The 19,380-nt window shown below is 71.2% G+C and carries 20 protein-coding genes; 12 read left to right on the top strand and 8 right to left on the bottom strand.

Annotation, left to right across the window (positions count from 1 at the left end; translation table 11 throughout):
• Window positions 1-50 precede the first annotated feature (50 nt).
• The 5 genes from OG392_RS10535 to OG392_RS10515 all read left to right on the top strand — a co-directional run bounded on the left by OG392_RS10535 (window position 51) and on the right by OG392_RS10515 (window position 4,057).
• On the top strand, window positions 51-494 hold the full coding sequence (locus tag OG392_RS10535) for an SRPBCC family protein (protein ID WP_329277910.1): 444 nt from the start codon (window positions 51-53) through the stop codon (window positions 492-494).
• Between the two features lie 31 nt (window positions 495-525).
• Entirely contained in the window at window positions 526-1,665 is a 1,140-nt protein-coding gene (locus tag OG392_RS10530) for an ArsA family ATPase (protein WP_329277908.1), read from the top strand.
• Between the two features lie 43 nt (window positions 1,666-1,708).
• Window positions 1,709-2,230, top strand: coding sequence for a DUF5304 domain-containing protein (locus tag OG392_RS10525; RefSeq protein ID WP_329277906.1), 522 nt, complete (start codon window positions 1,709-1,711; stop codon window positions 2,228-2,230).
• Window positions 2,231-2,296: 66 nt separating this feature from the next.
• Complete coding sequence (locus tag OG392_RS10520) at window positions 2,297-3,238, top strand: ROK family glucokinase (protein WP_266890944.1); 942 nt, start codon at window positions 2,297-2,299, stop codon at window positions 3,236-3,238.
• A gap of 72 nt (window positions 3,239-3,310) precedes the next feature.
• Complete coding sequence (locus OG392_RS10515) at window positions 3,311-4,057, top strand: endonuclease/exonuclease/phosphatase family protein (protein ID WP_329277904.1); 747 nt, start codon at window positions 3,311-3,313, stop codon at window positions 4,055-4,057.
• Window positions 4,058-4,123: 66 nt separating this feature from the next.
• Here OG392_RS10515 and OG392_RS10510 read toward each other — a convergent pair whose 3' ends face one another.
• Together OG392_RS10510 and OG392_RS10505 are read right to left on the bottom strand one after the other, a co-directional pair.
• A complete protein-coding gene (locus OG392_RS10510) occupies window positions 4,124-4,801 on the bottom strand; it encodes a hypothetical protein (RefSeq protein ID WP_329277902.1) in 678 nt (225 codons plus the stop codon).
• On the bottom strand, window positions 4,794-5,576 hold the full coding sequence (locus OG392_RS10505; protein WP_329277900.1) for an alpha/beta hydrolase: 783 nt from the start codon (window positions 5,574-5,576) through the stop codon (window positions 4,794-4,796). The genes OG392_RS10510 and OG392_RS10505 overlap by 8 nt, the downstream gene beginning before the upstream one ends.
• Before the next feature lie 200 nt (window positions 5,577-5,776).
• Here OG392_RS10505 and OG392_RS10500 point away from each other — a divergent pair, with 200 nt between their 5' ends.
• From OG392_RS10500 to OG392_RS10485, 4 genes are all read left to right on the top strand, one after another.
• Complete coding sequence (locus OG392_RS10500; protein ID WP_443054741.1) at window positions 5,777-6,508, top strand: lysophospholipid acyltransferase family protein; 732 nt, start codon at window positions 5,777-5,779, stop codon at window positions 6,506-6,508.
• 47 nt (window positions 6,509-6,555) lie between these two features.
• Entirely contained in the window at window positions 6,556-7,770 is a 1,215-nt protein-coding gene (gene macS, locus OG392_RS10495) for a MacS family sensor histidine kinase (protein ID WP_329277896.1), read from the top strand.
• Complete coding sequence (locus tag OG392_RS10490; RefSeq protein WP_329277894.1) at window positions 7,767-8,441, top strand: response regulator transcription factor; 675 nt, start codon at window positions 7,767-7,769, stop codon at window positions 8,439-8,441. The genes macS and OG392_RS10490 overlap by 4 nt, the downstream gene beginning before the upstream one ends.
• 121 nt (window positions 8,442-8,562) lie before the next feature.
• Window positions 8,563-9,573: a 2-hydroxyacid dehydrogenase gene (locus OG392_RS10485; RefSeq protein ID WP_329277891.1), complete on the top strand. Its 1,011-nt coding sequence runs from the start codon at window positions 8,563-8,565 to the stop codon at window positions 9,571-9,573.
• A gap of 151 nt (window positions 9,574-9,724) precedes the next feature.
• Here the strand turns inward: OG392_RS10485 and OG392_RS10480 are convergent, their stop codons facing one another.
• From OG392_RS10480 to OG392_RS10475, 3 genes are all read right to left on the bottom strand, one after another.
• A complete protein-coding gene (locus OG392_RS10480; RefSeq protein ID WP_329277889.1) occupies window positions 9,725-11,608 on the bottom strand; it encodes an anthranilate synthase family protein in 1,884 nt (627 codons plus the stop codon).
• 104 nt (window positions 11,609-11,712) lie between these two features.
• Entirely contained in the window at window positions 11,713-11,769 is a 57-nt protein-coding gene (locus OG392_RS37520; protein WP_073917353.1) for a trp operon leader peptide, read from the bottom strand.
• 100 nt (window positions 11,770-11,869) lie between these two features.
• Complete coding sequence (locus tag OG392_RS10475; RefSeq protein ID WP_329277888.1) at window positions 11,870-14,650, bottom strand: N-acetylmuramoyl-L-alanine amidase; 2,781 nt, start codon at window positions 14,648-14,650, stop codon at window positions 11,870-11,872.
• 153 nt (window positions 14,651-14,803) lie between these two features.
• Between OG392_RS10475 and OG392_RS10470 the strand changes: the two genes are divergently transcribed.
• Both OG392_RS10470 and OG392_RS10465 read left to right on the top strand, forming a co-directional pair.
• Entirely contained in the window at window positions 14,804-16,156 is a 1,353-nt protein-coding gene (locus OG392_RS10470; protein WP_443054740.1) for a class II 3-deoxy-7-phosphoheptulonate synthase, read from the top strand.
• Window positions 16,157-16,288: 132 nt separating this feature from the next.
• A complete protein-coding gene (locus tag OG392_RS10465) occupies window positions 16,289-16,528 on the top strand; it encodes a (2Fe-2S)-binding protein (RefSeq protein ID WP_329277883.1) in 240 nt (79 codons plus the stop codon).
• Window positions 16,529-16,538: 10 nt separating this feature from the next.
• On the opposite strand, the gene bfr is transcribed toward OG392_RS10465, so the two are convergent.
• A complete protein-coding gene (gene bfr, locus OG392_RS10460; protein ID WP_329277881.1) occupies window positions 16,539-17,015 on the bottom strand; it encodes a bacterioferritin in 477 nt (158 codons plus the stop codon).
• Window positions 17,016-17,192: 177 nt separating this feature from the next.
• Here bfr and OG392_RS10455 point away from each other — a divergent pair, with 177 nt between their 5' ends.
• On the top strand, window positions 17,193-17,837 hold the full coding sequence (locus OG392_RS10455; RefSeq protein ID WP_329277879.1) for a sulfite oxidase-like oxidoreductase: 645 nt from the start codon (window positions 17,193-17,195) through the stop codon (window positions 17,835-17,837).
• A 34-nt stretch (window positions 17,838-17,871) separates the two neighbouring features.
• Here OG392_RS10455 and OG392_RS10450 read toward each other — a convergent pair whose 3' ends face one another.
• Both OG392_RS10450 and OG392_RS10445 read right to left on the bottom strand, forming a co-directional pair.
• Window positions 17,872-18,444: a DUF4396 domain-containing protein gene (locus OG392_RS10450; RefSeq protein WP_329277877.1), complete on the bottom strand. Its 573-nt coding sequence runs from the start codon at window positions 18,442-18,444 to the stop codon at window positions 17,872-17,874.
• 83 nt (window positions 18,445-18,527) lie between these two features.
• A complete protein-coding gene (locus OG392_RS10445; protein WP_329277875.1) occupies window positions 18,528-19,379 on the bottom strand; it encodes a deoxyribonuclease IV in 852 nt (283 codons plus the stop codon).
• Between the last annotated feature and the right edge of the window lies 1 nt (window position 19,380).

Genomic DNA, 19,380 nt, shown 5'->3' with positions numbered 1-19,380 from the left:
GTCTGTGCCCTTTGACTTCCGCCGGACCGCACAGTGGAGGAGCCACCACGATGGCCGAACACACCAGCTCGAGCATCACCATCGAGGCGGCGCCGGCCGACGTCATGGGCGTGATCGCCGACTTCGCCCGCTACCCCGAGTGGACGGGCGAGGTGAAGGAGGCCGAGGTCCTGGAGACCGACGCCGCAGGCCGCGCCGAGAAGGTGCGCCTTCTTCTCGACGCCGGAGCGATCAAGGACGACCACACCCTGGCGTACACCTGGACCGGGGGCGACGAGGTCAGCTGGACGCTGGTCAAGTCGCAGATGCTGCGATCGCTCGACGGGTCGTACCGGCTGGCGGCCGTGGGCGGCGGCGACCGCACGGAGGTCACCTACCAGCTGACCGTCGACGTCAAGATCCCGATGCTCGGCATGATCAAGCGCAAGGCGGAGAAGGTCATCATCGACCGTGCCCTCGCCGGCCTGAAGAAGCGCGTCGAATCCGGCGCGTGAGCCCCCGGAGGGCGCGGGTAACGTCCTCCGCATGCGGATCATCCTTGTCACCGGCCTCGGCGGCGCCGGGCGCACGACCGTCGCCGCCGCGACCGCCCTCGCCGAGGCGCGGGCGGGCCGCCGGGTCCTGCTCGTCTCCGCGGACGCCGACCCGCTCCTGAGCGGCGACGGCCTCCGGGTCCTGCGCCCCGACCCGGCCGGTGACTTCCGCCGTGAGTTCCTCGCCCTCCAGGCCCGCTCCTCCACCGCCCTCGACCTGCTGGGCGCCGCGCCCTTCGAGGACGCCGAACTCACCGCACTCCCCGGCAGCGGCCACTTCGCCCTGCTCCGCGCCCTGCGCGACGCCGCCGAGGGCGACCACGAGCTCGCCGTCGTCGACCTGCCGCCGCTCACCGAGGCCCTCGCCCTCCTCGCCCTGCCCGAGCAGCTCCGCCGCTATCTGCGCCGCCTCCTGCCGCCGGAACGGCAGGCCGCCCGCGCCCTGCGCCCCATGCTCGCCCAGCTCGCCGGGGTCCCGATGCCCGCGCAGTGGCTGTACGAGACCACCGGGCGCTGGGAGACCGAGCTGGCCGCCGTCCAGGCCGTCGTCGAGGCCCCCACCACCAGCGTCCGGCTGGTCCTCGAACCCGGCCCCGCCGCCGCCCGCGCCCTGCGCACCGCCCGGCTCGGCCTCGCCCTCCAGCGACTCGCCCTCGACTCCGTGGTCGCCAACCGGCTGCTGCCCGCCGGCTCCGAGGACCCCTGGCTCGCCGGACTGACCGCCCAGCAGCACCGGCACCTCGCGGAACTCCGTACCGCCTCCGGCGCCGCGGGCGTCGACGAGCTGCCGCACCTCGGCCGGGACCCCCGCGGCCCCGACGACCTCGTGCCGCTCGCGCCCGCCCGCCGCCCGGCGGCCGTCCCCGACCCCGTACCGGCGTGGTCCGTCGAGGACCGCCGGGAGGAGGACGGCGTCCTCGTCTGGCACATCGCCCTCCCCGGGGCCGTCAAGGAGGATCTGTCCCTCGTCCGCAGGGGTGACGAACTGCTCCTGACCGTCGGCGCCTTCCGCCGCAACGTGCCCCTGCCGGCCGCCCTGCGCCGCTGCACCGTCACCGGCGCGGGACTCGTCGAGGGAGACCTCCGGGTGCGCTTCACCCCCGACCCCGGACTCTGGCCCCGTACCCCCTGAGGGGGCGTGTACCGTCGAAGTACCAGCCAGTGAGGAGTACGCCATGAGCGATTCGGACGCCTGGGCCAAGGCGTGCGCCGAGGACCTGGAGGCGGAGAAGGCCCGTCGTCGGGCAGAGCGCGGGGCGGAGACAGGCTCCGCCGCCGACGAGTTCCGCAAGCTCTTCGAGGCCGTCGCCGGCAAGGTCTCCGGAGGCCTCGGGAACCCGCTGCTCGCAGGCCAGGCCGCACAGACCGTGCAGCAGCTCGTCAGCCAGGCGAAGGCCGTCGTCGAGCCCGTCATCGAGCGCAACCCGCAGGTCTTCGACCACCTCGCCGCCGCCGGGAACGAGCTGCTCGCCGCCTACCGCTCCGCCGTCGAGTCCCACGAGAGCCGCTGGACGCGTGACGAGAAGGTGACCCCCGACGACCCGCGCGATCCGCGCCGGGACGCGGACCACCCGGGCGGGAACACCGCCGGGAGCGCAGGCGGGGACGCCACGAAGGGCACCGGCGGGGACGCCGGCGCGGACGACCGCAAGGACGACGAGGGGCCCGGAACCGGCCAGCACATCGACCTCGACTGATCGGGACGCCCGTCCCCCTCGGGTACGGTGGGCCTTAGCGGGGCTCGACCGAAAACTGAGGGACACATGGGACTCACCATCGGCGTCGACATCGGCGGCACGAAGATCGCGGCCGGCGTGGTCGACGAGGAGGGCAACATCCTCGACACGCACAAGGTGCCCACCCCGCCGACCCCCGAAGGCATCGTCGACGCGATCTGCGCCGCCGTGTCCGAGGCCGGCAAGGGCCACACGATCGAGGCCGTCGGCATCGGTGCCGCGGGCTACGTCGACGACAAGCGCGCCACCGTCCTCTTCGCGCCGAACATCGACTGGCGGCACGAGCCGCTCAAGGACAAGGTCGAGCAGCGGGTCGGCCTGCCCGTCGTCGTCGAGAACGACGCCAACGCGGCAGCCTGGGGCGAGTACAGGTTCGGCGCCGGCCAGGGCCACGAGGACGTCATCTGCATCACCCTCGGCACCGGCCTCGGCGGCGGCATCATCATCGGCAACAAGCTGCGCCGCGGACGCTTCGGCGTGGCCGCCGAATTCGGCCACATCCGGGTCGTCCCGGACGGTCTGCTCTGCGGCTGCGGCAGCCAGGGCTGCTGGGAGCAGTACGCCTCCGGCCGCGCGCTCGTCCGCTACGCCAAGCAGCGCGCCAACGCCACCCCCGAGCGGGCCGAGGTCCTCCTCGGACTCGGCGACGGCACCCCCGAGGGCATCGAGGGCCGGCACGTCAGCCAGGCCGCCCGCGCCGGCGACCCGGTCGCCGTCGACTCCTTCCGCGAACTGGCCCGCTGGGCCGGTGCCGGCCTCGCGGACCTGGCCTCGCTGTTCGACCCCTCGGCGTTCATCGTCGGCGGCGGCGTCTCGGACGAGGGCGATCTGGTCCTCGACCCGATCCGGAAGTCCTTCCGACGCTGGCTGATCGGCGGCCAGTGGCGCCCGCACGCGCAGGTCCTCGCGGCCCAGCTCGGCAACAAGGCCGGTCTGGTCGGCGCGGCGGACCTCGCCCGCCAGGGCTGAGCCGACCCTCCTACGACGACCGCCCGTCGCGTCCCTGTGGACGCGGCGGGCGGTTGTCGTACGTTACGTGTCATGGCGATCAGTGAGCTGCCCAACTCCCGCACCGAGGAGGACGGTTCGGCCGTCCTCCGGGTCCTCAGCTACAACGTGCGCTCGATGCGCGACGACGAGGACGCCCTCGCCCGGGTCATCCGGGCCTGCGACCCGGACCTCGTCTTCGTCCAGGAGGCCCCGCGCTTCTTCCGCTGGCGCAAACACGCCGCCCGGCTCGCCGCCAAGAGCGAGCTCGTCATGCTGAGCGGTGGCGCCACCGCGGCCGGACCGATGCTGCTCTGCTCCCTGCGGGCCACCGTGGAACGCACCGAGGACGTCCTGCTGCCGCTCACCCCCGGCCTGCACCGGCGCGGTCTCGCGACCGCCGTCGTCCGCTTCGCCGGGGCCCGGGTCGGCCTCGTCAGCTGCCATCTGAGCCTGCGGAAGGACGAGCGGTACGCCCAGGCCGGACTGGTCCTCGACCGGGTCGCCGCCCTGGGGACCCCGTACACCCTGGTGGCGGGGGACCTCAACGAACAGCCCGACGGGCCCGCCTTCCGGCGGCTCGCGAAGGAACTCCAGGACGGCTGGGAGGTCAGTCCCTGGGGAGGCGCGTACACCTCGACCCCCGCCGATCCGCACCAGCGGATCGACGCGATCCTCGCCACCCCCGGGGTCGAGTTCCTCGGCTGCGGGGTGCCGGACGACCTCGACCCGGCGGATCTGCGGGCCGCCACCGACCACCTTCCGGTGCTGGCCGCCGTGCGGGTGCCCGCCGCGACCTGAGGCCCCCACCGCCGTCGGCCGGGCGGCGAGCCACCGGCCGACGGACGGAGTCAGGCGTCAGGGCGATCAGACGACCGCGCCGCGGCCCGGGTCGTCGAAGCCGTCGTCCTCGTCGTCGTGCTTCATCCGGCCCACCAGGGTCGCGAAGCCGCCCAGGAAGCCGCCGATGCACAGCGTCGTCAGCCACCAGGTCATGTCCCAGCTGAGCAGCACGGCGACCAGCATCAGCACCGGGCCGCCGACCACGGCCAGCCAGGCGAATCTGGTCGTCACGTCCGCCTCGGGCAGCGGGGGCGGCTCCGGCGGCACGAAGTGGCCCTCGTCGGAGCCGCCCGGCGCGTCCTCCGGGTCGGCCGGGGAGTAGTCACGGGGACCGGCGGGGCGCACGCCGGGCGCGAAGACGACAGAGCTGCCGAGCGCGGGCCGCTCGGGACCCGACTCCGGCTCCTCCTCCGCATCCGTCCCGGGCTCCTCCGAGGCCGCCGGCGGTGCCCCGCCGGTCTCCGGCCTCGGCTTCCAGGGCGTGCCCTTCCCCGGCGCCGGCTTCACCGGCCGGACCTCCCTGCCGTCCTCGTCGCCGTCGGCCTCCGGCTCCGGCAGCGACAGGTTCTCGACGGTCCGGTACGGCTTCGCACCCGGCGGGTCCGCCGGCTCCTCGCCGTATCCCGCGACGATCGCGGCCCAGGCCGCCTCCTCGTCGATGGGCTGCGGCTCCAACCCGCCGCCGTCCTGCTCCTCAGCCACCGCTCCTGCTCCCCTGTTCGTCGACCAGACCCGGCGCGAGACGCTCGACGAAGGCCAGGCTCTCGTCGAAGATCCGCTCCGCGTCATGGTCCAACGTCGCCACGTGGTAGCTCTGTTCCAGCAGGATCTCCCGGACGTCCGTCGAGGAGATCCGGGAGAGGATCCGGGCCGAGTCGACGGGCGGCACGACATGGTCCTGCGGGCTGTGGAGCAGCACCACCGGCTGCGTGACCTGCGGAAGCTCCGCGTCAACCGTCTGGAAGAAGCGGCGCAGGGAGTGCGCCGCGTGCAGCGGCACCCGGTCGTAGCCGACCTCGGTCACGCCCTCCTTGGCGATGTCGCTGGCGATGCCCTTGGTCGAGGGGACCAGATGACGGGCGACCGGCAGCGCGTACGCCGCCAGTCCGTGCACCTTGTTGCCCGGGTTGACCAGGACGATGCCCTTCACGGCGTCCCCGTGCCGCGCCGCGAGCCGCAGGGTCAGCGCCCCGCCCATGGAGAGGCCGAAGACGAAGACGGTCGCGCACCGCTCCAGGAGCTCGCCCAGCGCCCGGTCGACCTCGGCGTACCAGTCCTGCCAGGTGGTCAGCTGCATGTCCTGCCAGCGGGTGCCGTGGCCGGGCAGCAGCGGCAGCGACACCGTCAGACCGCGCGCGGCCAGATACTCGGCCCACGGACGCAGCGACTGCGGGGAACCGGTGAATCCGTGACAGAGAAGGACGCCGACCTCTCCGCCGTCATGGCGGTACGGCTCGGCTCCGGGAAGGACCGGCACCGGGGTCTCCTGTTCGCTCGACTTCGCGTTCGCCTTCGGGTGCGCCCTGGGTGCGCCGAAGCGACGGAAAATGGGGAAGGACCTTCACGGTACGCGACCGGACCGACACCGACCAGGGCCGTAGCGGGGGGCGTACGCCGGTACGGGATAAAGTCGTCGCCACGGCACACGGAAGGCATGGCGAGTTGATCTACGGCGCAATGAAGTTCTCCCTCGGAGGGTCCCTGAAGCTTGCCTTCCGGCCCTGGGTGGAGGGTCTGGAGAACATTCCCGCCGAGGGGCCCGCGATCCTGGCGAGCAATCACCTGTCGTTCTCCGACTCCTTCTTCCTGCCCGCCGTGCTCGACCGCAAGGTCACCTTCATCGCCAAGGCGGAGTACTTCACCTCGCCGGGTGTGAAGGGCAAGCTCACGGCCGCCTTCTTCAAGGGCGTCGGTCAGCTTCCGGTGGACCGTTCGGGTGCGCGCGGCGCGGGCGAGGCGGCGATCAAGGCCGGTATCCAGGTCATCGAGAACGGCGGGCTCTTCGGCATCTACCCCGAGGGCACCCGCTCGCCCGACGGCCGTCTCTACCGCGGCAAGCCCGGCGGCCTCGCGCGCGTGGCCCTGGCCACCGGTGCGCCGGTGATCCCGGTCGCCATGATCGACACCGAGAAGATCCAGCCGCCCGGCAAGGTCGTCCCCAAGCTGATGCGCCCGGGGATCCGGATCGGAAAGCCGCTGGACTTCACCCGCTACCAGGGCATGGAGGGGGACCGCTTCATCCTCCGCTCGGTGACCGACGAGGTCATGTACGAGATCATGAAGCTGTCCGGCCAGGAGTACGTCGACATCTACGCGACCGCCGCCAAGCGGCAGATCGCGGACGCGGAGAAGGCGGCCAAGGAGGCCGTGAAGGCCGAGATCGCCGCTCGGGAAGAGTCCGGCGCGTAGGCGTCCGGCGGTAGACGTCCCGTTCGGGACGTCCGGGGGTGGGGGAGATGGCCAAGCGCGAGCGGGTCGTGCGCATGTCGGTCGAGCAGCCGTTGTGGCGGGCGCTGACCGGCTACCGCGTCCTGACCATGATCTACGCGGTCCTGCTGTTCGCCTTCGGCCGTGACCGGTACGAGCGGCCCTGGATCGCCGTCGCCTTCCTGGCGGTGATGTGCGTCTGGACCCTCGCGACCCTGCCCAAGGTGGCGAACGCGGCCAGCTGCACCAAGCGCTTCCTCGGCGCCGACCTCGCCGTCGCCCTCGTCGGCATCCTCCTCACCCCGCTCGCCGACGCCCACGCCCAGTCCATCGAGGGCCCCACCCTGCCCTCGATATGGACCGCCGGATCCGTCCTCGCGTACGCGATCAAGGGCGGCTGGCGCTGGGCCGGCGCCGCCTCCTCCCTCGTCGCCGTCGCCAACATCGTCGAACGCGGCCACCCCAGCCGGGACACCCTCCACAACGTCCTCCTCGTCTGGGTGGCCTCCATCGCCATCGGATACGTCGTCGAGGTCGCCCGCGCCTCCGAACGCACCCTCGCCCGTGCCCTGGAGATCGAGGCCGCGACCCGCGAGCGGGAGCGGCTCGCCCGCGACATCCACGACAGCGTCCTCCAGGTCCTCGCGATGGTGCAGCGGCGCGGTACCGCCCTCGGCGGCGAGGCCGCCGACCTCGGGCGGATGGCGGGGGAGCAGGAGGTGGCCCTCCGGACCCTCGTGGCCGGCGGTCTCATCCGCCCCAGCCTGGTCTCCGAGGACGAGTCCGAGGGCGCCGTCGTCCGGGTCGTCGAGGTGGAGGAGGACCACGACGGCGGCTCGTCCGTGGACCTGAGGCTGCTGCTCGCCCCGCGCGCCGGGGCGAAGGTCACCCTCTCCGAGCCGGGCGCGCCGGTGCTCCTCGAACCGCCCGCCGCCCGTGAGCTGGCCGCCGCCGTCGGCGCCGCCCTGGACAATGTGCGGGTGCACGCGGGGGACGAGGCTCAGGCCTGGATCCTCGTCGAGGACTGGCCCGACGAGGTGATCGTCACCGTCCGGGACGACGGCCCCGGCATCCCGGAGGGCCGCCTCGCGCAGGCGGAGGGCGAGGGCCGGATGGGCGTCGCCCTCTCCATCAGGGGGAGACTGCGGGATCTGGGCGGCACGGCCGAGCTGATCTCGGTCCCCGGCCAGGGCACGGAAGTCGAGTTGAAGGTTCCACGGGGGAAGGCGGGACAAGGAAGATGAGCGAGCAGCAGCGGATCAAGGTGATGGTCGTCGACGACCATCCGATGTGGCGGGACGCGGTCGCCCGCGATCTGGCCGAAGCGGGCCTGGACGTGGTCGCCACGGCCGGCGACGGCGAGCAGGCGGTGCGCCGTGCCCTCGCGGTCCTGCCCGACGTCCTCGTCCTGGACCTGAACCTGCCGGTGAAGCCGGGCGTCCAGGTCTGCAAGGAGCTCGTCGGCGGCCGGCCGGGGCTGCGGGTCCTGGTCCTCTCGGCCAGCGGCGAGCACGCCGACGTCCTGGAGGCGGTCAAGTCCGGCGCCACCGGCTATCTCCTCAAGTCGGCGAGCACGGAGGAGCTGATCGACGCCGTGCGGCGGACGGCGGTCGGCGACCCCGTCTTCACCCCCGGCCTCGCCGGGCTGGTCCTCGGCGAGTACCGCAGGCTCGCGACCGAGCCCGCCCCGGCGGCCGGCGCCGACGAGCCGAAGGCCCCGCAGCTGACCGAGCGCGAGACGGAGGTCCTGCGGCTCGTCGCCAAGGGCCTCAGCTACAAGCAGATCGCCGAGCGTCTGGTGATCTCGCACCGCACGGTCCAGAACCACGTCCAGAACACCCTCGGCAAGCTCCAGCTGCACAACCGGGTGGAACTCGTCCGGTACGCCATCGAGCGCGGCCTCGACGACGCCTGACGCGCCGGGGCGGTGCGCCCGGGTGCCGGGCGCGGTGACACGAAGGGCCGTATATTCGCCGATATCGCGCGGAGCGCGCATCGCGGATGTATGGCCCATTCATCGTGCTGAGGGGAATCCCGTGGAAATCCTGGCATTCGGCGTGCAGGCGGACGAGAAGCCCCTCATCGAGAAGGCTTTCGCGGGGCACCACGACGTCCGCTGTCTCGGCGTCTTCCTCACCGAGGACACCGCGCCCATCGCCGCCGGCTACGAGATCATCTCCACCAGCGTCAACGCCAGCCTGGACCACCGCGTCCTGCAGACCCTCGCCGCCGGCGGGACGCAGATGATCGCCCAGCGGTCCACGGGCTTCAACAACATCGACCTGGAGGTCGCGGAGCGCCTCGGCCTCACCGTCGCCCGTGTCTCGTACTACTCGCCGTACTCCGTCGCCGAGTTCGCCTGGACCCTCGCCATGGCCGTGAACCGCCGGATCGTCCGCGCCTCCAACCGGACCCGCGACTTCGACTTCCGGCTCGACGGACTGATGGGCCGTGACCTGCGGGGCCGTACCGTCGGCGTCCTCGGCACCGGCAAGATCGGCGAGGCCTTCACCCGGATCGCGCACGGCTTCGGCATGAACCTCCTCGGCTGGGACGTCGCCGAGAACGCCGCCTGTACCGACCTCGGCATGAGGTACGTCGAGAAGGAACGCCTCCTCGCCGAGGCCGACCTCATCAGCCTCCACGTGCCGCTGCTCCCGTCCACCCAGCACCTCATCGACGCCGCCGCCCTCCGGTCGATGAAGGACGACGCCATCCTGGTGAACTCCAGCCGCGGCGGACTCGTCGACACCGAGGCGCTCGTCGCGGAACTCCGGGCCGGCCGTTTCGCGGGCGTGGGCCTCGACGTGTACGAGGCGGAGGCCGGGCTCTTCTTCCTCGACAAGTCCCTGGAGGTCGTCGAGGACGACACCCTGGCCCGTCTGGTGACCTTCCCGAACGTGGTGGTCACCTCGCACCAGGCGTACTACACCGAGGACGCCGTCGGCCAGATCATCGACACCACCGTCCAGAACGTCCTCGACTACACCGCCGGCCGGCGCGGCGTGAACGTCCTCGTCCCCCGCACCCCGACGCCGGCCGTGTGACCGAATCGCTGGAGCCCGGCCCGCCGGGCGACCTCGTCCGATGCCCTGCCCCCCCTGTGACGTGATCGGGCAGCGCGGCCGTCCGCGGCCGCGCGCCGACCTCTGGTGGGGACCACAGGTGTTATGGGGGGGATCGGGCGGGCCGGGTCTCTCAGACCAGCACACCGGCGAGGAGCGAGGCCGTCAGGGCCGCCCCGTCCGTCGTCAGCACCGACTCGGGGTGGAACTGGACCCCGGCGAAGCCCGGCCCGCGCAGGGCGTGCACCTCGCCCGTCTCCGCGTCCCGGCTCACCTCGATCCGGTGCAGGGCCAGCTCCGTCGCCGTCCGGTCGTCGCAGCGGGCGGTGAAGCTGTTGTAGAAGCCCACCCTCCGCTGCTGCCCGAAGAGGTCGATCCGCATCTGGGCCCCCTGGAACGGGGTCCGCTTGCGGACGATCTCCAGGCCCAGCTCGGCGGCGATCAGCTCGTGCCCGAGGCAGACGCCGAGCAGCCCGTGCCGGTGCTCCCGGACCAGCTCGGCGGTCAGCGTGCGCAGGAAGCGCATCTTGGGGTCGGCGGCGTCCGAGGGGTTTCCGGGACCCGGGCCGAGGACCACCGGACCCTCGTGGGCGAGCGCGAGCCCGCGCAGTCCCGGCTCGTCGTAGCGGAGCACCGACACGTCGAGGCCCGAGGAGCGCAGGACGTGCGCGAGCATCGCCGTGAAGGTGTCCTCGGCGTCGATCACCAGGGCGTGGCCCGCCAGTTCGGCGGACCGGACCTGCATCTTGAGCCAGAACGGCGCGAGATCGGCCCGGCGGGCGTCCAGGGCGGCCCGTACCCGGGGATCGTCGGCGAGCGGCGCGGAGGCCGGGGCCGCGCCGGCCGGCCTGCCCTCCCGTACCCCGAGCGCGGTGAGCACCCCGGCCGCCTTGGCGTGGGTCTCGGCGACCTCGCCCGCGGGGTCCGAGTGCCGGACGAGCGTGGCGCCGACCGGCACCCTGACGTGTCCGTCCGCCGCGATGTCGGCCGTACGGATCAGGATGGGGGAGTCGAGGGTCTGGGCGCCGCTCGCGTCCGTACCGAGGAGGGCGAGGGCCCCCGCGTAGTAGCCGCGGCCGACGCCGTCCCGCCCGAGGGGCTCGTATCGCTCGATCACCCGGCAGGCGTTCTGCACCGGCGAGCCGGTCACCGTCGCCGCGAACATCGTCTCGCGGAGCACCTCCCGCACGTCCAGGCTGGACCGGCCCCGCAACTCGTACTCGGTGTGCGCGAGATGGGCCATCTCCTTGAGCCGCGGACCGATCACCACCCCGCCCATGTCGCCGACCGTGCACATCATCTTGAGCTCCTCGTCGACCACCATCGACAGCTCCTCGGTCTCCTTGCGGTCGGCGAGGAAGGCGAGCAGGCCCTCGGTGGTGGGGGCGGCTCCGGCCGGGTAGCGGTAGGTGCCGCTGATCGGGTTCATGACGACCGTGCCGCCCGACATCCGCACATGCACCTCGGGGCTCGCCCCGACCAGGGTCCGGTCGCCGGTGTGCACGACGAAGGTCCAGTACGCGCCCCGCTCCGCGGCGAGCAGCCGCCGGAACAGGGCGAGCGCGTCGGCCCGCCCGAAGCCCGGGATCTCGCCGGTGTACGTCCGCCGGATGACGAAGTTCGCGCCCTCGCCGGAGCCGATCTCCTCGTCGATGACCCGCCGCACGATCCCGGCGTACTCGTCGTCGGAGACGTCGAACCCGCCGTTCTCGACGGCCACGTCGTGTGCGGGCAGCTGCTCCAGGGCCTCGGCGAGCGGCAGTTCGTGGGACTCCTCGGCGACCAGCACGGAGAGCGGGGTGCCGTCGTCGTGGACGTCGAAGCCGCGCTCCCGGATCTGCCGGAAGGGGACCAGGGCGAGGGTCGGCCGCGGTCCCACGGGCAGCTCCGCCAGGCGCTCGGCCTCGTGGACCGCGCCGATCAGGACCTCGACGGTGTCGTGGTCACGGCCGGGGGTACGGCGGCGCAGCAGGGCGAAGGGCGGGCAGGAGGGGTCGAGCAGACGGGAGAGGTCCATGAGGTGTGTCGTTCCTTCCGAGTGGAGTGCGGAGAGGAACGGCCCCGGGTACGAGAAAGGCCGCCCCTCGGGCGGCCTTCGCGTGTCTTTCGGTGTACGCGCGATCAGTGGGCCGCCGGATGAGCGGTCCACCACCAGTTCTGGATCTGGGAGGCGTACACGCGAGCACTGTAGCCCAGCCGGACACGGAAGCGGGGCCCGGTCCGCACCGTGGACGGTGCGAGCCGGACCCCAGGAGCCGTGGGACGACCCTCTACCCGATCAGAAGATCAGGTTGTATATCTGCCAGCCCGAGCCGACCGTGGCGCGCGTGGCGAACGGCGCCGTCAGGCTGCCGGTGCCCTTGTACGACCACAGGGTCCCGGTTCCGTCGCGGCCGATCAGGTCGACCTTGCCGTCACCGTCCAGATCGCTCGGACCCACGATGGAGTTGTAGGCCTGCCATCCGGCGCCGACCTTGGCGCGGGTGGCGAACGGCTGCGTCACGCTGCCGGTGCCCTTGTACGACCACAGGGTCCCGGAGGCGTCGCGGGCGACGAGGTCGGCCTTGCCGTCGCCGGACAGGTCACCGGTGCTGACGATGGCGTTGTAGGCCTGCCATCCGGCACCGACCTTGGAACGGGTGGCGAACGGGGCGGACGGGACGCCGGTCCCCTTGTAGAGCCACAGCACACCCGACTTCTCGCGGGCGATCAGGTCGGGCCTGCCGTCGTTGGTGACGTCCCGGACGCCGATGATCTGGTCGTAGGCCTGCCACCCGGTGCCGATCCGAAGGCGGCCCTTGAACGGCGAGGACGGGTTCGCGCTGCCCTGGTAGTACCAGAGCACGCCGGAGGCATCGCGGGCGACGGCGTCACCGGTGCCGTCGGCGCGGAGCGCGGTCATCGGGGTGACGGCGTTGTACGCGTTCCACCCGGTGCCCGCCTGGTACCGGGTGAGGAAGGCGCCGCCGCCCTTGCCCTGGTACTGCCAGAGGACACCGGAGGCGTCCCGGGCGAGCAGGTTGTAGCGGTTGTTCGTGGCGACGGGGGCGGCGCCGGGCGCCTCCACGATGTCGGACTGCTTCACCCAGACGATCTTGTGGTGGAAGCGGATCGGCACGAACAGGGTGCTGCCGACGACGTTCTTCTGGGCGGAGCCGAACCAGTCGTCGCCCTTCACCGCCGGACCGGCCTTGACGTACGACTGGCCCGTCGCGAACGTGAACTTCGACAGCGGGGCGTTCTCGTCACCCGGCGCCTCGAGCCCGGCCGCGGTGTAGGCGGCGGTCTCCGGGAAGGACCGGCCGAAGACCTTGGTCGAGGTCAGCGGCGACTTGAGCTTCACCGTCGTGGCACCGGCCACCGGCGCCGTGTACTGACCGCCGGGGTTGTAGAACCAGGCCTTCACGCCCGCGTACCAGATGGCCGTCCAGTCCGTCTGGACGTCGGCGACGACGTACGTGCCGCCGGCGCGGACCTTGTTGCCGTAGTTCGAGCCCTCGTTCGCCCCCGAGGTGAAGTACGGGTCCTTCAGCGTCGTGCCACTGGCCGACGGCGTCGTGTACAGGTAGCCGAAGTTGGCCGGACGAGCGGACACGGCGGTGCCGCCGGTGGTCAGCTTCGGCTGGTTGGCCGTGGTGAACGGCGGCACGACACGGACCACCTGGCCGGCCCGGAGCAGGCCGCCCGCGCCCTTGTCGCCCTGCGGGGCGCCCAGGAGGGACATGTAGTAGTTCCAGTCCCAGTACGGGCCGGCGTCCCAGTGGAGGTTGGCGACGCCGGTGTCCGTCTGGAGCGCCACCTCGTCGTGACCGATGATGTGCTCACGGTCGATCGGCACGCCGTACTGGTTCGCCAGGAACTTCACCAGTTCGGCGGAGGAACGGTACTGCTGCTCGGTGTACCAGCTCCCCTCCTTGATGGCGTAGCCCTCGTGCTCCACGCCGATGGCGTGCATGTTGTGGGTCCAGTTGCCCGCGTGCCACGCGAGATGCTTGTTCTCGAGCATCTGGGTGACCTGGCCGTCCTGGGCCCTGATCAGGTAGTGGGCGCTGCCCACGCCGTTCGGATCGGTCAGCACGCTGAGTGAGCCCTCGTAGGGGCCCTCGGTGTCGTGGATCACGATCTGGCGGATGTCCGTGCCCTGATTGGGGCGGTCGCCCGCGGTGTAGTTCTTCTTCGCCGTGGACGGGGGGACGGCGAGCTTGGCGTCGCAGTTCAGACTGGCGGGGCACTCGGGGACCGCGGCGGCCGCCCTGGTGCTCGCGAAGGTCGCCGCCAGCGGCACGTTCGACGGCTTGACCGGCTCGACGGAGGGGTCGGCCGGCAGGGCGACCCGCTCGCCGTCGAGGGTGACCGCCCGCTCGCCCTCCTGGATGGAGTCGAAGACGCGCTTCGCGAAGAGGTCGGCGCCCTTCTTCTCGGGGGACTGGCTGTAGCGGGCCACGGCCGGGTACCAGTCGCCCGCGTCGTCGGACAGTTCGGCGCCGGCCTGCTTCTGGTAGTCGGCGAGCAGCGCCGCACCGGCCCGGATGGAGGCGGCGGTGTCGTTCTGGACGGCCTCGCTGGAGCTGTCGATCAGCTCGGCGGCCTTGTCCAGGGTGTGGAGCCGGGGGTCGTCGGTGTCGACGAGCGCCTTCTCCAGGATCTGCCGGACCTTCGCGCGGTCGAAGGTCTTCTCGATCTCCGCCCGGCCGGAGCCGTTGAAGTGATCGATCTGCTCGTCGGTGACCTTCTGCGGCACATCCTCCGGGTCGACCTTCGTCAGACCCATGACGTTGTACGCGCCCGTCGTGCTCGGCTCGCCGTCGTGCGACTCCCAGCGGGTCTGTTGGTACGACACCGCCATCAGCACGTTCTGCGGCACATCGAACTCGCGCGCCGCGTTTGCGAACTGCGACTGGAGGGAAGCTTCACCAGCAGTCTTCTCGTCGCCCGCCGTGCCGAGGAGGCCGGGCGAGGCGATCGCGATGCTGCCGATCGTGGCCGTGGCCACGACAGCGGCCGCCGCGCCGTACAAGAGTCTCTTCTTCTTACGGTCCCTGCGGTGCCTCTGGGTCACACCCACCCCTGTGATTCGACTGTTTAAAGTGAAACGGGGCAGAGGGTAACACCACCCGATGGTATGAAGATCGACGGCGGACATTACGGGCGCGCGTCTCAGTCACTGGGCAGGGGGACAGGACAGGACGAAGAACCCCGTAATGTGGTGCGTGTGACCGTGAACGCTGATTCCCACGCCGTCGCCAAGGCGACCTGGCGAGACCTGCCCGCGGCGCAGCAGCCCGAGTACCCCGATGCCGAGGCTCTGCGCGATGTGATCGCGGACCTCGAGTCGTATCCTCCGCTCGTCTTCGCCGGCGAGTGCGACCAGCTGCGTGCCCGGATGGGAGCCGTCGCCCGTGGCGAGGCGTTCCTGCTCCAGGGCGGCGACTGCGCCGAGGCCTTCGACGCCGTGTCCGCCGACCACATCAGGGCCAAGCTCAAGACGCTGCTCCAGATGAGTGCCGTCCTCACCTACGCGGCCTCCGTGCCCGTCGTGAAGGTCGGCCGTATCGCCGGCCAGTACTCGAAGCCGCGCTCCAAGGGCACCGAGACCCGCGACGGGGTGACCCTGCCGACCTACCGCGGCGACTCCGTCAACGGCTTCGGCTTCGACGAGAAGTCCCGTGTCCCGGACCCCGAGCGCCTCAAGCGGATGTACAACGCCTCCGCCTCGACGCTCAACCTGGTCCGCGCCTTCACCACCGGTGGCTACGCCGACCTGCGCCAGGTGCACGCCTGGAACCAGGACTTCGTGAAGTCGTCCCCCTCGGGCCAGCGCTACGAGCAGCTGGCGCGGGAGATCGACAACGCTCTCAACTTCATGAAGGCCTGCGGCACCGACCCCGCCGAGTTCAAGGCCGTCGAGTTCTACGCCTCCCACGAGGCGCTGCTGCTCGACTACGAGGGCGCTCTGACCCGTACGGACTCGCGCACCGGCAAGCTCTACGACACCTCCGGCCACATGGTCTGGATCGGCGAGCGCACCCGCCAGCTCGACCACGCCCACATCGAGTTCGCCTCGCGGATCGCGAACCCGATCGGCATCAAGCTGGGCCCGACCACCTCGGTGGACGACGCGCTGACGTACATCGACCGTCTCGACCCCGAGCGCGAGGCCGGCCGGCTGACCTTCATCGTCCGCATGGGCGCCGACAAGGTCCGTGACAAGCTCCCCGAGCTGGTCGAGAAGGTCACCGCCTCCGGTGCGGTCGTCGCCTGGGTCACCGACCCGATGCACGGCAACACCTTCGAGGCCGCCTCCGGCCACAAGACCCGCCGCTTCGATGACGTCCTCGACGAGGTCAAGGGCTTCTTCGAGGTCCACAAGGCTCTGGGCACCCACCCGGGCGGCATCCACGTCGAGCTCACCGGTGACGACGTCACCGAGTGCGTGGGCGGCGGCGACGAGATCTTCGTCGACGACCTGCACCAGCGCTACGAGACGGCCTGCGACCCGCGTCTCAACCGCAGCCAGTCCCTGGACCTGGCCTTCCTGGTGGCGGAGATGTACCGCGATCAGTAAGTAGGTACCTACGACGATGGGGCGCGGATCCATGTGATCCGCGCCCCATCGTCGCATCCAGGGCTTTTGCGGTCCCCCGGCGCCGGGTAAGGTTAGGTTAGCCTTATCGATCACGGCGGGAGGTGAACCGCGATGTACGTCTGCTCATGCTTCGGCGTGACGGAGAAGCAGGTCAGGGCGCACGCCGACGCGGGCGCCTGTACGCCCCGCCAGATCGCCTCGGCCTGCAAGGCCGGCACGGACTGCGGTTCCTGCGTCCGCCGCATCCAGGCCATCCTCGGCCGGGGCAACTGCCCGCGGCGCGACCTCCTGGACCAGGGGATGCCCGCGCTGGCGGCGGAGACCGTCACTGAACTCGGGGAAGCCGCTTAAGGGGGGAGCCTCAGCTCGGCTGCTCGATGAGCGTCGAGATGTAGAGGGCCTCACCCAGGGACTCGATCAGTTCGAGCTGCGTGTCCAGGTAGTCGATGTGGTGCTCCTCGTCGGCCAGGATCTCCTCGAAGAGGTTGGCGGACGTGATGTCCCCCTTGGCCCGCATGACCTCGATCCCGCGCCTCAGGCGGTCGATGGCCTCGACCTCGACCTGGCGGTCCGCCTGGAACATCTCGGTGAGGGTCTGGCCGACCCGAACGTGGAAGAGGCGCTGGTAATTGGGCAGGCCGTCGAGCATCAGGATGCGCTCGGTCAGCTTGTCCGCGTGCTTCATCTCATCGATGGACTCTTCGCGCGTGTACTTGGCGAGCTTCGTCCACCCCTTGTTGTCCTGGATGCGGTAGTGCAGCCAGTACTGGTTGATGGCCGTCAGCTCGCCGGTCAGCTGCTCGTTGAGGAACTCGAGGACCTCGGGGTCGCCCTGCATTGCAGAGGCTCCTTCCACGTTGCGTGTCTACGCCGTCACTGGGCAGGATGGCCGCATCCTCGCACCCCGAATGGGGGGCGTCCAGTAAGTGCAGGCTTAGTGGGAGTTGCCCGAATCGGGCCAGGCCGGAGGTCTCCTGGTCATGACCACCCCTCGCCGTCTGTCACCATGGATGGCATGGGTCGGACGGAGAGCGGAGTACACCGGGAAGCGGGGCAGCCCGATCGTTCGCCGGACCTTCCGCCGGGTCAGCGGCTCCAGCGCGGCTGGCCGGTCACCCACTACGGGCCCGTCCCCAAGTTCAAGCCGGACCGCTGGGAGTTCCGCGTCTTCGGCGCGACGGCCGACGGCGACAAGCGGTGCTGGAACCACGAGGAGTTCTCGGCCCTGCCGTTCTCCTCGGTCGTGGCCGATCTGCACTGCGTCACGAAATTCAGCATGCTCGGGGCCGAATGGGGTGGCGTCCCGGCCCGCACGGTCCTGGAGCTCGCCCCGCCCGCGCCGCAGGTCACCCATGTGATGGTCTGGGCCGAGTACGGCTACAGCGCCAACATGCGGATCGCCGACTTCGCCGACGACCGTTCGATCTTCGCCACCCACATGGACGGCGAGCTGCTCACCGCCGAGCACGGATTCCCGCTGCGCCTGGTCGTCCCGCACCTGTACGCCTGGAAGGGCCCGAAGTGGGTCCGCGGCGTGGAGTACATGGCCGCCGACCGGCGGGGCTTCTGGGAGGAGCGCGGGTACCACAACCTCGGCGACCCCTGGACGGAGCAGCGGTACTCGTACCAGGAGGAACCCGGGGACGGCCCGGAGCTGTAGCGCCCCGGACCGCCTTTCGGTGTGGTGCCGCGAGTCAGTGGTGGTACTGGTGGACCACCGCGTGCCCCTTGCCGCGGCCGATCATCCACTTGTTGACCGGTGTGGTGACCACGAAGGCGGCGGCGAGCGCGATGGCGAGCACGATCCAGAAGACCGGGTCGGACAGATGGGCGTCCATGGCTCCGGGCCAGAGGGCGATGACGCCGTTGTCGATGATCTCCATGACCGCGATGGACAGGGTGTCGGCGGCCAGCGCGACCTTGAAAGCTGTCTTGAAATCGACTCCGGAAGCCAGGATTCCGCGCAGGGTCAGCGCATAGCCGAAGAAGAAGGCCAGGATGATCGCGAGGATCATCGTCTGCGTGTTGCCCCAGCCGAGCGCGGTGCCGATGATCATGCCGAGGACCTCGCCGATGGCGCAGCCGGTGAGGCAGTGCAGCGTGGCCTTGGCGGCCATGGACCAGGAGGCCTTGCCGGGGGCGTGGTGAGCGGCGTGACCCTCGTGGTGCCCGCCGCCGTGCTGCTCCTGGTGCCCGTGGTGTCCCTCGTGGCCGGTGTGGGTGCCGTGATCGCCGTGGTCGTGCTGGGTGTGCGCGTCGTGCTGCATGGGTGCCCCCAGGGTCGGGTAGCGGGTCCTGCCATTACAGGAACCGTATACCCCCCAGGGGTATTCCTCAACGGGGAATCGTCTCAGGGCCTCAGCTTCTTGAGCAGCTCCACGTCCGCGAGGTGCCCCGCCGTGCCGCCGGGCGTCTCGATGATCAGGGGCACGCCCTCGGTCGCCGGGTGACGGAGGAGGCTGCGGAACGCGTCCTCGCCGATGTGGCCCACGCCGATGTTCGCGTGCCGGTCCTTGCGGGCGCCGACGACGTCCTGGGAGTCGTTGGCGTGGATCAGCTTCAACCGTCCCTCGCCCACGGTCGCCACCAGCTGGTCGAGCGTCCGCGCCGCGCCGTCCGGACCGGTCAGGTCGTGGCCGGCGGCGAAGATGTGGCAGGTGTCGAGGCAGATCCCCAGCTTCGGATGCCGGTCCAGCGCGTCGAAGTACGGGCCGAAGTCCTCCGCGCGCGAGCAGAGCGAGAAGCCCTGGCCGGCCGTCGACTCCAGAAGCAGATCCGGGTCGTCGTCGTGCGTCAGCTCGTCGAGGAGCGGCAGCAGCAGTTCCCGGACCTGGGCGAGCGCCTCCGCGCGCGGGCGGCCGCCGGTCGCCGAGCCGGTGTGCACCACCACGCCCTTGGCGCCGATCTCCCGGCCCCGCCGCAGCGAGTGCCGCATCGACTCCACCGACTTCTCCGCGGTGGCCTCGGTGTGGGAACCGAAATTGATCAGGTACGGGGCGTGGACCCAGGCGGAGATCGACTCGGCGGCGCACTCGGCGCGGAACCGCTCGTCCTCGGCGGGGTTGCCGGGCGGGGTGGCCCAGCCGCGCGGGTTGGCGACGAAGACCTGGACGGTCTCGGCACCGAGCTCACGGGCGTAGCCGAGGCCGACCTTGGCGAGGCCACCGGCCACCGGGACATGGCCGCCGACGGGGTTGCGCATC

Origin of the sequence: Streptomyces sp. NBC_00691 (genome assembly GCF_036226665.1) — a bacterium.
Classification (GTDB): domain Bacteria; phylum Actinomycetota; class Actinomycetes; order Streptomycetales; family Streptomycetaceae; genus Streptomyces.
This window is presented reverse-complemented; position numbering and strand designations above follow the sequence as displayed.